At 39.5% G+C, this 13,849-nt stretch carries 15 protein-coding genes; 10 read left to right on the top strand and 5 right to left on the bottom strand.

The features are described 5' to 3' along the window. Positions 1-45 precede the first annotated feature (45 nt). A complete protein-coding gene (trmJ, locus tag B0183_RS00635) occupies positions 46-774 on the bottom strand; it encodes a tRNA (cytosine(32)/uridine(32)-2'-O)-methyltransferase TrmJ (RefSeq protein WP_035524983.1) in 729 nt (242 codons plus the stop codon). Positions 775-900: 126 nt separating this feature from the next. Between trmJ and B0183_RS00630 the strand changes: the two genes are divergently transcribed. Continuing rightward, positions 901-1,941 carry an ABC transporter substrate-binding protein gene (locus B0183_RS00630; RefSeq protein ID WP_016528148.1) on the top strand — a complete coding sequence of 347 codons (1,041 nt, stop codon included), beginning with the start codon at positions 901-903 and terminating at the stop codon, positions 1,939-1,941. A gap of 167 nt (positions 1,942-2,108) precedes the next feature. Here B0183_RS00630 and B0183_RS00625 read toward each other — a convergent pair whose 3' ends face one another. Then, the gene (locus B0183_RS00625) at positions 2,109-2,879 is read right to left on the bottom strand and encodes an FNR family transcription factor (RefSeq protein ID WP_021110553.1); all 771 of its coding nucleotides are present in this window, start codon (positions 2,877-2,879) and stop codon (positions 2,109-2,111) included. Positions 2,880-3,156: 277 nt separating this feature from the next. On the opposite strand from B0183_RS00625, the gene cmoA reads away from it, so the two are divergent. The 4 genes from cmoA to nrdR all read left to right on the top strand — a co-directional run bounded on the left by cmoA (position 3,157) and on the right by nrdR (position 6,195). Further along, positions 3,157-3,882 (top strand): carboxy-S-adenosyl-L-methionine synthase CmoA, encoded by a 726-nt coding sequence (cmoA, locus tag B0183_RS00620; protein WP_035494270.1) that lies wholly within the window; start codon positions 3,157-3,159, stop codon positions 3,880-3,882. Between the two features lie 135 nt (positions 3,883-4,017). Beyond that, positions 4,018-5,466 (top strand): replicative DNA helicase, encoded by a 1,449-nt coding sequence (locus B0183_RS00615; protein WP_005711286.1) that lies wholly within the window; start codon positions 4,018-4,020, stop codon positions 5,464-5,466. A 1-nt stretch (position 5,467) separates the two neighbouring features. Beyond that, positions 5,468-5,731: a YcgL domain-containing protein gene (locus B0183_RS00610; protein WP_078208174.1), complete on the top strand. Its 264-nt coding sequence runs from the start codon at positions 5,468-5,470 to the stop codon at positions 5,729-5,731. 14 nt (positions 5,732-5,745) lie between these two features. After that, positions 5,746-6,195, top strand: coding sequence for a transcriptional regulator NrdR (gene nrdR, locus B0183_RS00605; RefSeq protein ID WP_062923864.1), 450 nt, complete (start codon positions 5,746-5,748; stop codon positions 6,193-6,195). 7 nt (positions 6,196-6,202) lie between these two features. On the opposite strand, the gene epmB is transcribed toward nrdR, so the two are convergent. Both epmB and B0183_RS00595 read right to left on the bottom strand, forming a co-directional pair. Next, entirely contained in the window at positions 6,203-7,216 is a 1,014-nt protein-coding gene (epmB, locus tag B0183_RS00600; protein ID WP_078208173.1) for an EF-P beta-lysylation protein EpmB, read from the bottom strand. 170 nt (positions 7,217-7,386) lie between these two features. Further along, positions 7,387-7,920 (bottom strand): hypothetical protein, encoded by a 534-nt coding sequence (locus tag B0183_RS00595; RefSeq protein ID WP_021118058.1) that lies wholly within the window; start codon positions 7,918-7,920, stop codon positions 7,387-7,389. A gap of 166 nt (positions 7,921-8,086) precedes the next feature. On the opposite strand from B0183_RS00595, the gene efp reads away from it, so the two are divergent. After that, positions 8,087-8,653 carry an elongation factor P gene (efp, locus tag B0183_RS00590; protein WP_016528144.1) on the top strand — a complete coding sequence of 189 codons (567 nt, stop codon included), beginning with the start codon at positions 8,087-8,089 and terminating at the stop codon, positions 8,651-8,653. Positions 8,654-8,676: 23 nt separating this feature from the next. On the opposite strand, the gene B0183_RS00585 is transcribed toward efp, so the two are convergent. Then, on the bottom strand, positions 8,677-8,856 hold the full coding sequence (locus B0183_RS00585) for a hypothetical protein (RefSeq protein WP_016528143.1): 180 nt from the start codon (positions 8,854-8,856) through the stop codon (positions 8,677-8,679). Between the two features lie 325 nt (positions 8,857-9,181). Between B0183_RS00585 and zapB the strand changes: the two genes are divergently transcribed. From zapB to polA, 4 genes are all read left to right on the top strand, one after another. Next, complete coding sequence (gene zapB / locus B0183_RS00580; protein WP_010785796.1) at positions 9,182-9,400, top strand: cell division protein ZapB; 219 nt, start codon at positions 9,182-9,184, stop codon at positions 9,398-9,400. Between the two features lie 58 nt (positions 9,401-9,458). Continuing rightward, the gene (locus B0183_RS00575) at positions 9,459-10,037 is read left to right on the top strand and encodes a thymidine kinase (RefSeq protein WP_016528142.1); all 579 of its coding nucleotides are present in this window, start codon (positions 9,459-9,461) and stop codon (positions 10,035-10,037) included. A 133-nt stretch (positions 10,038-10,170) separates the two neighbouring features. After that, positions 10,171-10,818 carry a hexitol phosphatase HxpB gene (gene hxpB, locus B0183_RS00570; protein WP_026916708.1) on the top strand — a complete coding sequence of 216 codons (648 nt, stop codon included), beginning with the start codon at positions 10,171-10,173 and terminating at the stop codon, positions 10,816-10,818. A gap of 146 nt (positions 10,819-10,964) precedes the next feature. Next, positions 10,965-13,829, top strand: a complete 2,865-nt coding sequence (gene polA / locus B0183_RS00565) for a DNA polymerase I (RefSeq protein ID WP_078208172.1) — start codon at positions 10,965-10,967, stop codon at positions 13,827-13,829. Positions 13,830-13,849 lie beyond the last annotated feature (20 nt).

The following is a 13,849-nucleotide window of genomic DNA, read 5'->3' as shown; positions in this document are numbered from 1 at the left end:
CTATGATTTAAGGGATAAGAGATGTAATTTCTTATCCCTTTATTATTAGTCATTTTTCTGCTTTAGCGAGTACTTTTCTACTGCAGTCAGCATTCCTCTTAATAAATTCAATTCATTGGTTTCCAATTCAGCTCGTTGATATAAACGGCGTAGTTTCAGCATAACTGCTTCGTTGCGAATAAAGCCAAGTTCTTTATATAAACGTTCGGTATGGGCAAAGAAATGTTCTAAGGCTTCTGATGTCGGGTATTCTGCAAGCGGTTGAATATCGGTTTTTTCTTGTAAATCTAGCCAAGCCATTCGGAGTTCATAGCAGGCGAGTTGTACCGCCATTGCAAGATTTAACGAGCCATAGTCGGGGTTGGTTGGGAAGTTTAAGTGATAATGGCATTTTAATAGTTCTTCATTGGTTAAGCCCACCCGTTCTCGTCCAAATACAATCGCTACTTTACCCTGTTCAGCACGTTGAATGGCTAATTTGCTACATTGACGTGGTTCGATCAGTGAGCTTTGTAGGTGGCGTAATCTGGCACTTGTGCCAATAACAAGCTGGCAATCTGCGATTGCACTGTCGAAATCTGGATAAATTTGCACATTATCCAATACATCTTTTGCCCCTGCAGCAAGGGCTATTGCTTGTTCGTCAATCGCTTGTTTTGGGGTGACAAGCCTTAGCTGGCTTAGTCCCATCGTTTTCATTGCTCGTGCGGCTGAGCCGATATTACCACTGTGAGAGGTTTCGACTAGGATTATTTGAATTTGATTAAGCAACATTTTTTCATATCAATATAATAGGGTAGTGTTATGTCATTTTAGCATAAAATCAAACCGCTTGTTCTTGCTTTATGTAGGATAAATGTTACACTTATGACTCTTTTAAACATCAGGAATGTGAAACAAATGAAAAAATTGCAATTAAAAAAATGGTTTTCAAGCCTTTTTCTACTTTCACCATTAGTCTTTGTAGCTAATAATGCTCAGGCTGAAGGAAAGCTGACAGTTTACTGTGGCGTCCAAAATAAAGTATGTGAAGATCTGACGAAACGTTTTTCACAAAAATATAATGTGGAAACTCAGTTTATTCACGGTGGAACAGGAACAATTTTAGGTAAGCTGAAAGCGGAAAAAGATAATCCACAAGCGGATATTTGGTATGGCGGTACTATTGAGCCACATTTCCAAGCAGGGCAGATGGGGCTATTAGAAGCCTATCGTTCACCTTTGCAAGCGGAGGTTTTACCTCAATTTAAAGCATTGCAAGAGAGCGAAGCAGGTAAATATACCTCGATTGCGTATTTGATGGTGCTTGGTTTTGGTATTAATACCGAAAAATTAAAACAGTTAGGCGTTGAAGCTCCGAAAAAATGGGCAGATTTGCTTGATCCTCGCTTAAAAGGTGAAGTGCAATTAGCCGATCCTCGCAGTTCAGGGACAATGTATACCACGATGATTACGCTTATTCAATTAATGGGCGAGGAAAAAGCCTTTGAGTATTTGAAAAAATTAGATGGTAACATTTCTCAATATGTGAAAAGCACCTTAGTGACCTCGAACCTTTCTCGTGGGGAAAGTGCTGTGACAGTTGGCTTTGCTCATGGCTATGCTTCAGAAAAAGAGAAAGGTGCGCCAGTTGATTATGTGTTACCTAAAGATGGGGTAGGCTATGCTTTAGGGGCTGCAAGTATTATTAAAGGTGCGAGAAACCTTGATAATGCGAAATTATTTATGGATTGGGTTCTATCTAAAGAGGTTCAAGAAATTCCTTGGCGTGACCACGGACTTTATCAAACACCAACCAATGTGAAAGCAGAAGTTGCTCCACAATCACCTAAATTGGACGGCGTGAAATTGGTTGATGTAGATTATGCTCGTTTTGGGTCAAGCGAGGAAGGGAAGCGTTTGGTAGATAAATGGCTCTTTAATATCAAATTATCGAATTGATCTTCTTTATAGAAGGAAGGGATATTTTCATTGGAGATGAGCCCTGGTATTCATTCTCACAGATCGGAGACTAGGGCATAAATTATCTTTTTAAGATAGAAGAGTATTTTTTTCAATCCTGTCCGTAAGGTACGGGGGGAACGTCAAGATAAGTAGTATGTAAAGAATTATAAGTTTGGATTGCAATGGGACAGTTTAGGTTTTGTAACACCAGCCATTTCACTTAATTCATCCATATGATTAATGGTAATATATTTACCTTGTACCGTTATGATGCCATTTTTCTGGAGTCGACCAAGCAAGCGACTGATAGTTTCAATGGTTAAACCTAAGTAATTTCCAATATCACCACGGGTCATTGTTAAGCGAAATTCTCTTGCTGAAAAACCGCGTGCGGCATAACGCTGTGAAAGATTGTAAATAAACGCCGCAAGTTTTTCTTCCGCACTCATTTTAGAAAGCAACAAAATCATCTCTTGATCGCTTTTGATTTCATGACTCATCAAACGCATAATCTGATGGCGGATTTTTGGCATTTTGCCAGCTAAATCATCTAAAATATCAAAAGGAATTTCGCAGATCATTGACGTTTCAAGAGCCTGAGCAAAACCGATATGTTTCATATCCATAATCGCATCAAAGCCAACTAAATCGCCCGGTAAATGGAAAGCGGTGATTTGCTCTTCACCATTTTCACTGATGGTATAGCTTTTAATTGTGCCTGAACGGATTGCGTAGATAGACTTGAGCTCATCACCTGACTGAAAGATGATTTGTGATTTTTGCACAGGTTTCTTACGCTCAATGATATTATCTAATTGAGTTAATTCGTGTTCATTGAGAGTAAAAGGTAAACATAATTGACTAATACTGCAATTTTGACAGTGAATTGTGCAGGCTGTTCTTCCATTTGCTTTAAAATCAGATACAATTTTCATACGCAACCATCCTAAAATTTGATTTAAGGCAAATTTTAACATTTTTTTAGGGAATAATGAACAAGATTTATTTAGATTTGGAGTGAAAATGGCGGCAGAGAAATTGACTAAAAAGAGATTAATTCAAATTATTGTGATGTTATTTATCCTGATTTGCGCATTTTTATATCGTACTTATACGTATTCACTAAATTAGGAATGTTGCTAAATAAATTATTTTCTACAATCTTTATAAATTGCGAGTAGAATACACCATTTATTATCAATAATATTGTTTATGTCTAAAGATGCTCTATTTTCAGCCCCTATTGAGAAATTAGGGGATTTCACTTTTGATGAATCTGTTGCGGAGGTTTTTCCAGATATGATTCAACGTTCTGTGCCGGGTTATTCTAATATCATTACAGCGATTGGTATGCTTGCTTCTCGTTTTGTGACTGATCAGTCAAATGTCTATGATTTAGGTTGTTCTCGCGGGGCTGGGATTTTATCGATTCGGCGTAATGTGGAAAAAGCTGGAGTAAGAATTATTGGTGTGGATAATTCTGAACCTATGGTAGAACGCTGCCGTCGTCATTTGGAAGCCTATCATTCGGATATTCCTGTGGAAATTTTATGTGATGATATTCGTCATATTGAGATTAAAAATGCATCAATGGTTGTCCTAAATTTCACGTTGCAATTTTTGCCAAGAGAAGACAGGCTTGCTCTTTTACGTAAAATTTATCATGGGTTAAATCCAAATGGTGTGTTGGTGTTATCGGAAAAATTTACTTTTGAAGATAACACAATAAATGAACTTCTTATTGATTTGCACCACACGTTTAAACGTGCAAATGGCTATAGTGAGCTTGAAGTAAGCCAAAAGCGTACAGCCCTTGAGAATGTGATGAGGACAGATAGTATTGATACACATAAAGCACGCCTAAAAGAAGCAGGTTTTTCACAAGTAGATCTGTGGTTTCAGTGCTTTAACTTTGGTTCTATGATTACTATTAAATAATGAAATTAGTGTAGTTGAAGTAGATTATTAACAAATTTTGTGTCTCGCTATTTTTGTACGGGCTAAACCAGCTGAAAATTTTTGGCAAATTCGGTAAACTACCTTTTTATCATTTCCCTGAAAAGAGTTTCATCAATGGCTGAATATCAAAAAAATAAAGATCCTCAAAAAGATAAACAGATTGAACAGATAAACATTGCCCCTCACTCAATTGAAGCAGAGCAAGCGGTATTAGGCGGGATAATGCTGAGTAATGAGTACTGGGACGGCGTTGCTGAGCGTGTTCAGAGTACCGATTTTTACAATCACGCTCATCGTCTGATTTTTGAAGAAATGGCTTCATTATCTCGTAACAATCAGCCTATTGATATTATCACACTTGATCAAGTGCTTAAAAATAAAGGCATATTGCAAGATATAGGCGGTTTTGCCTATCTTGCGGAACTATCTAAAAATACCCCAAGTGCGGCGAATATTTTAGCTTATGCAGAGATTGTTAGTGAACGGGCTATTCGTCGTGAATTGATTGCTGCGGGTAATAAAATTGCAGAAATCAGCTACAATCCTAAGGGATTGACGGTTAAAGAAGTCTTAGATGAAGCGGAAAGAACGGTTTTCCATATCGCAGAGATGCGAACTGCAACTGACGAAGGACCGAAAAAAATTGATGATATTTTAATGGAAACTTTAGCTCGCATAGAATTACTTTCTCGTTCTCAAAATAACAGCGGTGTAACAGGTATATCAACGGGCTTTGCTGCCTTAGATCGAAAAACGGCAGGGCTTCAGCCTTCAGATTTAATTATTGTAGCAGCCCGTCCATCAATGGGGAAAACAACATTTGCGATGAATTTGTGTGAAAATGCAGCAATGGGTGATGTTGAGGTCGAAGATGAGAACGGCAATAAAGTTAAGCAACCGAATAAGCCTGTGCTGATTTTCAGCCTTGAGATGCCAGCAGATCAAATTATGATGCGTATGTTTGCTTCGCTTTCAACGGTCGATCAAACGCGTATTCGTACAGGGCAACTAGATGATGAGGAAATGTCTAGGGTTGGTAGTACAGTGGGAGTGTTGCAATCCAGAGGTAATATTTATATTGATGATAGTTCAGGTTTAACCCCAACGGAATTACGTTCACGCGCGAGACGTGTGTACAAGGAAAACGGTGGATTAAGTTTAATTATGGTGGACTATCTACAATTAATGCGCGCTCCTGGATTTGCGGATAACCGAACCCTTGAAATTGCGGAAATTTCTCGCTCACTGAAAGCCTTAGCTAAAGAGTTACAAGTACCGGTAGTGGCACTTTCTCAGCTCAACCGTAGTTTAGAACAACGTTCAGATAAACGCCCTGTAAACTCGGATTTGCGCGAATCGGGATCGATTGAACAAGATGCAGACTTAATTATGTTTATTTATCGTGATGAGGTTTATCACGATAATCCAGATACAAAAGGAATGGCGGAGATCATCATTGGTAAACAGCGTAATGGTCCAATCGGACGAGTGCCGTTAGGTTTCCAAGGACAATATTCACGTTTCACCAATTACGAAGGTAGCTACAGACTAGAGGACGAATAAGATGTTATGTGCAATTTATAAAAGCCCCAAAAAAGAAGGAATGTATCTTTATGTGGAAAAACGGGATAAATTTGAGTCCGTACCTCTAGAACTTCGCCAAATTTTTGGTAAACCTGAGTTTGTAATGCTGTTTAATTTAGCAGGTGAAAAGCAGCTCAAGCGGGTAGATAATCAAGAAGTTTTGCAAAAAATCCAAAATGAAGGGTTCTATTTGCAAATGCCTCCACCCCCTGAAAATTTATACGCTGAATTTGTAGCAAGATAAAAAGGGTTAAAATAATGCGTTGTCCGTTTTGTGCTACTGATGATACCAAAGTTGTAGATTCACGTTTAACCGCAGATGGCTACCAAATTCGTCGCAGACGAGAATGCCCTGTCTGTAAAGAACGTTTTACAACCTTTGAAAGTGCTGAATTACTCATTCCGCATATTGTTAAAAATAATGGTAGCCGAGAACCTTTTGATGAACGTAAATTAAGAACCAGTTTATCTCGTGCATTAGAAAAGCGTCCCGTGAGTACCGATGATGTTGAGCAAGCGATCCACTGCATTGTGTTACAACTTCAAGCCACAGGGGAAAGGGAAGTTGCTAGTAAATTTGTCGGAGACTTGGTGTTAGGTGAATTAAAGTCCTTAGATAAAGTCGCTTATATTCGATTTGCGTCAGTTTATTTAAGTTTTGATGATGTAGAAGAATTTAGTAAAGAGATTGAGCGATTAAGGAACTGAATATCAATTAAGCAGAGATACCCATCAATGTCTTATTCGGCTCTTTCGCCATTTCTCGTGCTAATTTCGGCACTAAGTAACCCGATGTAATGCGTTGCAATTCACGATAAATTTCAAAGGCTCTGCTATCTTCAATATAAAAATGGCTCGCCCCTGCCACTTTGTCTAATAGGTGCAAATAATAGGGTAAAATGCCATAGCGAAATAATTTATCACTCAAGACTTTGAGTGTTTGGGCGTTGTCGTTGATCCCTTTGAGCAAGACAGATTGGTTGAGCAACACGACATTGCTTTGTTTTAGCTTCTGCATTTTTTCTGCAAAGATTTCGTCTATTTCGTTGGCGTGATTGATATGCGTCACTAACACGACCTTCAAACGGCTTTGTGATAGCCTTTCACACAATTCGTCTGTAATACGGTTGGGAATGACCACAGGTAAACGGCTGTGAATACGTACGATGTTGATATGGGAAATCTGCTCTAGTTGGGTGAAAATCCAGTCAATTTCGTGGTCTTTTGCCATCAAGGGATCGCCCCCTGATAAGATCACTTCTTCCACTTCGGAATGCGCTTTTATATAGTCGAGGCTTTTCTGCCACGTTGCTTTGCCACTTTTAACTTCATCATAAGGAAAATGGCGACGGAAACAGTAGCGACAGTTAATCGCACAGCTATTTTTTACCATAAATAACAAGCGGTTATGATATTTATGTAAAATGTTAGGGGCAGGCGAATGCTGTTCTTCCAGTGGGTCTTGGACAAAGCCATCAACATTGGTAAATTCTTCTTGTAATGTGATCGCTTGTAAAAAAAGGGGATCTGCCCGATCCCCCTTTTTCATTTTTTCAGCAAAGGGGCGTGGCACTCTTAACGCAAACAGTTTACGAGCGGTAAGATCTTGCTCGAAATCTGCAATGTCTAGCTCAAGGTAATGCAATAAATCTTCTGGTCGATTAAAGGCTTCAGCCAGATCTTGTAACCATTGTGCTTTTGTTGGTGCGTCGTAAAATAAGATGTTCAAATTTACCCCTTTTGTTTTTATTGATATTATGTAGCAAATACACAAACTTTCCATATTCAGTAGGGACACGCTGAGCGTGTCCGTTACCAATATTTTTGATTTAATTAATATCTTGCGGACACACTCAGTGTGTCCCTACTCAGTGCTACATAATTTCATTTTTTGTTGATTTACTGGCTAATCACACACTGCACTGGTGCGTTGGTTTTATCTACCATCAATGTTGGTGGTAATTGGCTGTTATTGGTTCCCACCATATATTGCACACCGTTTAAGCAATAACGCAAATAACCTGGTGTTTTTTCAATAAGGTAAGGGTCGTTTTGTGGATCAATCGCTTTAAAGGTCGGCACCGCTGGCACTTGTTGTACCTGTTTGGTTAATTGCTCTGTTGGATTGGTCGCTGGTGTTTGAGCCTGTGCTTCCGTTGGGGAAAGTGCTTCACTTAATAAGTAACCTGCCGCCGCCCCTGTCACAAAATTGCCTAACCGGTTGCCCTGCGCCTGTTGAGCAGCACCAGCATTTGGCATTGCTTGATTTGGCGTATTATTAAAGTCCGCATCAGCTTTTTGTTGTGTTGTAGATTGCTGAACCGTTGCGGGTGTTTTTTTGCTTGAAGAAAATTTCATTCTACCTGCTTTTTTCGCCTGAACGGTTGAAACGCTAAGGGCAAGAACTAAGCCCATTAACACTGCTTTTTTCATTTTATTTCCTCATTGATTGAAAAGGTGAATTATACCTGAAACGGCTTTATCCGCCATACTTAAGAAAAATTTTAATTTTTTGCCTGCCATTTTTAGTGTATTATATATGCCTTTTTATATCTTAGCCCTTTGGGCGTTACTTTTTATCTAAATTCTGAGGATCACAATGGCTAGTTACAGCACTAATGATTTCAAACCAGGTTTAAAATTTATCCAAGATGGTGAACCTTGCGTTATCGTTGAAAACGAATTCGTAAAACCAGGTAAAGGTCAAGCATTTACCCGTACTAAAATCCGTAAATTAATATCTGGTAAAGTATTAGAGATCAACTTCAAATCAGGCTCAACCGTTGAAGCAGCAGACGTTGTAGATTACAACTACACTTACTCTTATAAAGATGAAGATTTCTGGTACTTTATGCACCCAGAAACGTTCGAGCAAATTTCTGTAGATGCAAAAGCATTGGGCGACAACGACAAATGGTTGGTTGATCAAGCAGAATGTATCATCACATTATGGAACGGCTCTGCAATCGGCGTTACTCCACCAAACTTCGTTGAATTAGAAGTTATCGAAACCGATCCAGGCTTAAAAGGTGATACTGCTGGTACTGGTGGTAAACCTGCGACATTAAGCACAGGTGCAGTTGTTCGTGTTCCACTTTTCGTTCAAATCGGCGAAGTGATCCGTGTGGATACCCGTTCAGGCGAATATGTTTCTCGTGTAAAATAATCCCTCAATCCCCTGACAACTTGTTAGGGGATTTTTTTATCTTCAGCTAACCAATCTTCGTAGTTTAATAATGGTACAGGTTTAAATTCTTTGATATGTTGATAATTAAACGTAGGATCTGGCTCTCCCAATTCATCTAACCAATTCCAATTATCTTCAATTGGCTCAATAATTGCCTCATTACTTTTCTTCTCAATTTTCATTTCATCTCATCTCCGTACTAGGTACTAGACCGCTAACAAACCATATATTAATAGGTTAAATATTGTAGGGTAGGTTTTAATCCATCAATAAAATCAATATGTTACGATTATATGGTGGGTCAAGACCCACCCTACAAGCTACTTTACCACTAATCTAATATCTAATTTTTGATAGACATATACTACCCCTAATTGAGAAAGTTACAAAAAGTTTATGTCTAACAGTGTGCTTTTTTATCTATAACTCCGAACTTTATAATGAAAATTTCTTCTAAGTAAGGTAAAATCTTTACACTTTCATTATTACTCACTAGAGGAACATATTATGTCAGTCGCAATTTTAGACCAACTTGAAGAAAAAATTAAACAGGCTGTTGAAACCATTCAATTACTTCAATTAGAAGTTGAAGAGTTAAAAGGTAAAAACGAGGAAGCAAATCGTTCAAGCGAAACTCTACGTCAAGAACACGAGCAATTAAAAACCGAACATCAAAACTTCCAAGATCGTTTACGCTCTCTGTTAGGTCAAATCGACAACGTTTAATCTTTTTTGAATAAACGGCTAATATTTTGATTAGCCGTTTTTTATTGCATCATTTATTATGGCGAAACTCTATTTTTATTACTCTGCGATGAATGCAGGGAAATCCACAACTTTACTTCAATCATCTTACAACTATCAAGAACGAGGAATGAATACCCTTGTTTATACTGCGGCGATAGATGATCGTTATGGCGTAGGGAAAGTGTCCTCTCGAATTGGTATTTCACAAGACGCTCGCTTGTTCAAAAATGATAGCAATTTATTTGATGAAATCACCGCTTACATTGCCGATGAAAAATTGCACTGTATTCTGATTGATGAAGCACAATTTCTTACCAAGCAACAGGTTTATCAACTGACTGAAGTGGTCGATAAATTAAAAATCCCTGTGCTTTGTTACGGCTTACGCACCGATTTCCAATCTGAATTATTTGAGGGCAGCCGCTATTTACTGGCTTGGGCAGATCAGCTCGAAGAACTTAAAACCATCTGTTATTGTGGGCATAAAGCAGGTTTTGTTATTCGTATGAATGAGAAAGGCGAAGCGGTAAAAGATGGAGATCAAATCCAAATTGGTGGAAACGATAGCTATCTTTCTGTATGCCGTTTGCATTATAAGGAAAAATTGGGGATATAACTTAGTTTCTGTCTATTTATCTGAATAGGAATGAATTGCCAATTATATTTCAAAGGTGAAGAGCATGTAGGATACAGTGATTGCTTTGTTTTAGGGGAAGCACTTGTAATAATCAATAACGGAAGAATGTAAAATGATCGAAGCTGTAATTTTTGATATGGACGGTACGTTAATTGATTCCCAACCTATTTGGTATCAAGCAAGTACTGAATTTTTTCAACAAAACCAATTTCCTGTAACCTTAGCTGAAATGATGACTCTTACAGGGTCACCAGTTGGTACGCTTGTTGATTATGTGCTGCAAAAATATGGCGAAAAAGAAAAGAGCCGTACTCAGTTAATAGAAGAGTTGATGGCATATGTAGTTGGAAAGGTGCTTGAAGCGAAGCCGTTAATGCCAAATGTGAAAGATGTTTTATCTACCTTAAAACAATGGGGGATTAAAATCGCAGTTGCTTCGGCTTCACCAAGAAATATGCTACAAGGCATTGTTGATAGCTGTGGTATAGCTGAATATTTTGATTATTTAGCTTTTGCTGAGGAATTGGAGTACAACAAGCCACACCCCGCTGTATATTTACACGCAGCAAAACAACTTGGCGTTCCAACATCTGCTTGTTTTGCCGTAGAAGATTCGGTTTTAGGTATGATTTCAGGTAAAGCAGCGAGTATGAAAACCGTTGTTATTCCTGAAAAATCGGAATGGGACGACCCTCGCTGGGCTTTGGCTGATTATAAATTAGTGAGTATGTCAGAATTACCGATGTTAATAGAATCGTAATGGTTTGATGTAAATCGTAAAGTCCCCTATTGTATGGGGAGCGTTTTGGGGAAAAATATGGATAGACATAATTTCTCAAAACTTTTTCTTTAATCCCCCCACTTTCGCTATAATAGCCCAAATTATTTAGATCAAAGAGAATTCAAATGGCAACAATTGCAAAAAATCCGCTCGTTTTAGTGGACGGTTCGTCCTATTTATATCGTGCATTCCACGCATTTCCCCCTTTAACTAACAAACAAGGTGAGCCAACAGGGGCGATGTATGGCGTGTTGAATATGTTAAAAAGCCTGATTGCACAGGTTGAACCAAGCCATATTGCTGTCGTGTTTGATGCGAGAGGGAAAACTTTCCGTGATGAGCTGTTTGAACAGTATAAATCCCACCGTCCGCCGATGCCCGATGAGCTTCGTTCGCAGATCCAACCTTTGCACGCAATGATTAAAGCATTGGGTATTCCGCTGTTGTCGATTGAAGGGGTGGAAGCTGATGATGTAATTGGAACGCTTGCAGTGCAGGCTTCACAAGCAGGTAAGCACGTTTTAATCAGTACGGGCGATAAGGATATGGCTCAACTGGTGAACGATCATATTATGCTGATTAACACGATGAACAATACCTTGTTAGATCGTGAAGGGGTGATTGAAAAATATGGCATTCCGCCTGAGTTGATTATCGACTATTTAGCCTTATTGGGCGACTCGTCCGATAATATTCCAGGGGTAAAAGGTGTTGGTGAGAAAACAGCGATTGCGTTGTTGCAAGGTATTGGCTCAATGCAAGCGATTTATGCAAATTTAGACAAAGTTGCAGAGTTATCATTTCGTGGGGCAAAAACCTTTGCACCGAAACTGGAAGCAGAAAAAGAAACAGCCGATCTCTCTTATCTATTAGCGACAATCAAAACCGATGTTGCCCTTGATGTCACTTACGATCAGCTTGTTACTCAACCACAACAGCGAGATCAACTGGTAGAACTCTTTGGTCGTTATGAATTTAAGCGTTGGCTGAACGAAGTGATGAATGACGCAAACCCTGTGACACAAACGTCAGCAGAGAAAATTCCGAACAATTATCAAGCCACACAAGCGGTCAGTGCCGAACAAAAATCTGCACCTTTTGCAAAAGTCGAGATAGATCGCACCGCTTACGATTGCGTGAACAGCCCTGAACTCTTTACCAAATGGCTGGCAAAATTGCAAATGGCACAGCTTGTGGCGGTGGATACCGAAACAGACAATTTAGATGCAATGCAAGCAAATTTAGTCGGGATTTCGTTTGGTTTAGAAAATGGCGAAGCGTGCTACATTCCGTTGGCACATAAAGGCAAAATTACACAGCCGACCCAAGTGGATCTGTTTGGTGAAAGTGAAGCAGAACTCGATGAAGTCGAAGCGTTACTGCCTAACCAGTTGAACAAAGCGGACTGTTTGGCACAATTAAAACCGATTTTAGAGAACCCAAATATCCGCAAAATCGGGCAGAATATCAAATACGATTTAACGATTTTTGCACGCCACGGCATTGAGCTACAAGGGGTTGCCTTTGATACGATGTTGCAATCTTACACCCTAGACAGCACAGGTCGTCACAATATGGACAATTTGGCAGAGCGTTATTTGGGACATCAAACTATTCCTTTTGAAGAATTGGCAGGCAAGGGCAAACATCAGCTTACGTTCGATCAAATTGAACTGAATAAAGCAACAGAATATGCAGGGGAAGATGCCGAAATTACAATGAAATTGCATCAACTCTTATGGTCTGAACTACAAAAAACGCCTGAATTAGTGAAATTGTTTGAACAAATCGAAATGCCGTTGGTGAGCGTACTTTCTCGTGTGGAACGAAACGGCGTATTAATCGATCCTGCCAAACTGTTGGCACATTCAGTTGAGATCGAACAGCGTTTAAAAGAGCTTGAAACCCTTGTACACCAAGAAGCAGGAGAAGTGTTTAACCTTGCTTCTACCAAGCAACTGCAAGAGATTTTATTTAACAAACTCGGCTTACCGATTTTAAAGAAAACCCCGAAAGGTGCGCCATCAACCAACGAAGAAGTGTTGGAAGAATTGGCTCAAATGGGACACCAAGTGCCTGTTCTGTTGATGGAACATCGTGGCTTGAGCAAATTGAAATCAACCTATACCGATAAACTTCCACAGATGATTAACGCCCAAACAGGACGAGTGCATACTTCATATCATCAAGCGGTCACGGCAACAGGACGACTTTCATCAAGCGATCCGAATTTACAAAATATTCCGATCCGCAACGAGCAGGGCAGACGTATTCGTCAAGCCTTTATCGCCCATGATGGCTATGTGATTTTGGCGGCGGACTATTCGCAAATTGAGTTACGCATAATGGCTCATCTTGCCAATGATGCAAATATGATCAAAGCCTTTGCCGAAGGTAAAGACATTCACCGTTCCACGGCGGCGGAAATTTTTGGCGTGCCGTTGGAAGCCGTAACCAGTGAACAACGCCGTAGTGCTAAGGCGATTAACTTCGGCTTGATTTACGGAATGTCTGAATTTGGCTTGGCAAATCAACTGGGCATTTCTCGTACCGATGCGAAAAAATATATGGAACTTTACTTCCAGCGTTATCCAGCGGTGCAACAGTTTATGTTAGATATTCGTGAAAAAGCCGCTGAAAAAGGCTATGTTGAAACGCTATTTGGTCGCCGTTTATATTTGCCTGAAATTAACTCGAGCAACCAAATGCGACGCAAAGCGGCGGAACGTGTTGCCATCAACGCCCCAATGCAAGGCACGGCGGCAGATATTATCAAAGTGGCAATGATCGGGATCGATCAAGCGGTGCGAAATTGCGAAGATATTGCAATGATTATGCAAGTACACGATGAATTAGTCTTTGAAGTCAAAGCCGACAGAGTAGAGCATTACACCCAACTGATTAAAGCTGAAATGGAAAAAGCGATTGAGCTTAAAGTGCCATTGATTGCAGAAGTTGGGGTTGGAGGCAACTGGGACGAGGCGCATTGATGATTAAGGGGACTAAATTA

It is taken from the genome of Glaesserella parasuis (assembly GCF_002015085.1).
GTDB lineage: Bacteria > Pseudomonadota > Gammaproteobacteria > Enterobacterales > Pasteurellaceae > Glaesserella > Glaesserella parasuis.
The sequence above is the reverse complement of the archived record's forward strand: the minus strand, read 5'-3'. Positions and strand labels throughout refer to the sequence as shown.

Excerpts from the sequence above, each read along its gene's own strand:
- trmJ (WP_035524983.1), bottom strand. The coding sequence starts at position 774 with ATGTTGCTTAATCAAATTCAAATAATCCTAGTCGAAACCTCTCACAGT.
- B0183_RS00630 (WP_016528148.1), top strand. The coding sequence starts at position 901 with ATGAAAAAATTGCAATTAAAAAAATGGTTTTCAAGCCTTTTTCTACTT.
- B0183_RS00625 (WP_021110553.1), bottom strand. The coding sequence starts at position 2,879 with ATGAAAATTGTATCTGATTTTAAAGCAAATGGAAGAACAGCCTGCACA.
- cmoA (WP_035494270.1), top strand. The coding sequence starts at position 3,157 with ATGTCTAAAGATGCTCTATTTTCAGCCCCTATTGAGAAATTAGGGGAT.
- B0183_RS00615 (WP_005711286.1), top strand. The coding sequence starts at position 4,018 with ATGGCTGAATATCAAAAAAATAAAGATCCTCAAAAAGATAAACAGATT.
- B0183_RS00610 (WP_078208174.1), top strand. The coding sequence starts at position 5,468 with ATGTTATGTGCAATTTATAAAAGCCCCAAAAAAGAAGGAATGTATCTT.
- nrdR (WP_062923864.1), top strand. The coding sequence starts at position 5,746 with ATGCGTTGTCCGTTTTGTGCTACTGATGATACCAAAGTTGTAGATTCA.
- B0183_RS00595 (WP_021118058.1), bottom strand. The coding sequence starts at position 7,920 with ATGAAAAAAGCAGTGTTAATGGGCTTAGTTCTTGCCCTTAGCGTTTCA.
- efp (WP_016528144.1), top strand. The coding sequence starts at position 8,087 with ATGGCTAGTTACAGCACTAATGATTTCAAACCAGGTTTAAAATTTATC.
- B0183_RS00585 (WP_016528143.1), bottom strand. The coding sequence starts at position 8,856 with ATGAAAATTGAGAAGAAAAGTAATGAGGCAATTATTGAGCCAATTGAA.
- zapB (WP_010785796.1), top strand. The coding sequence starts at position 9,182 with ATGTCAGTCGCAATTTTAGACCAACTTGAAGAAAAAATTAAACAGGCT.
- B0183_RS00575 (WP_016528142.1), top strand. The coding sequence starts at position 9,459 with ATGGCGAAACTCTATTTTTATTACTCTGCGATGAATGCAGGGAAATCC.
- hxpB (WP_026916708.1), top strand. The coding sequence starts at position 10,171 with ATGATCGAAGCTGTAATTTTTGATATGGACGGTACGTTAATTGATTCC.
- polA (WP_078208172.1), top strand. The coding sequence starts at position 10,965 with ATGGCAACAATTGCAAAAAATCCGCTCGTTTTAGTGGACGGTTCGTCC.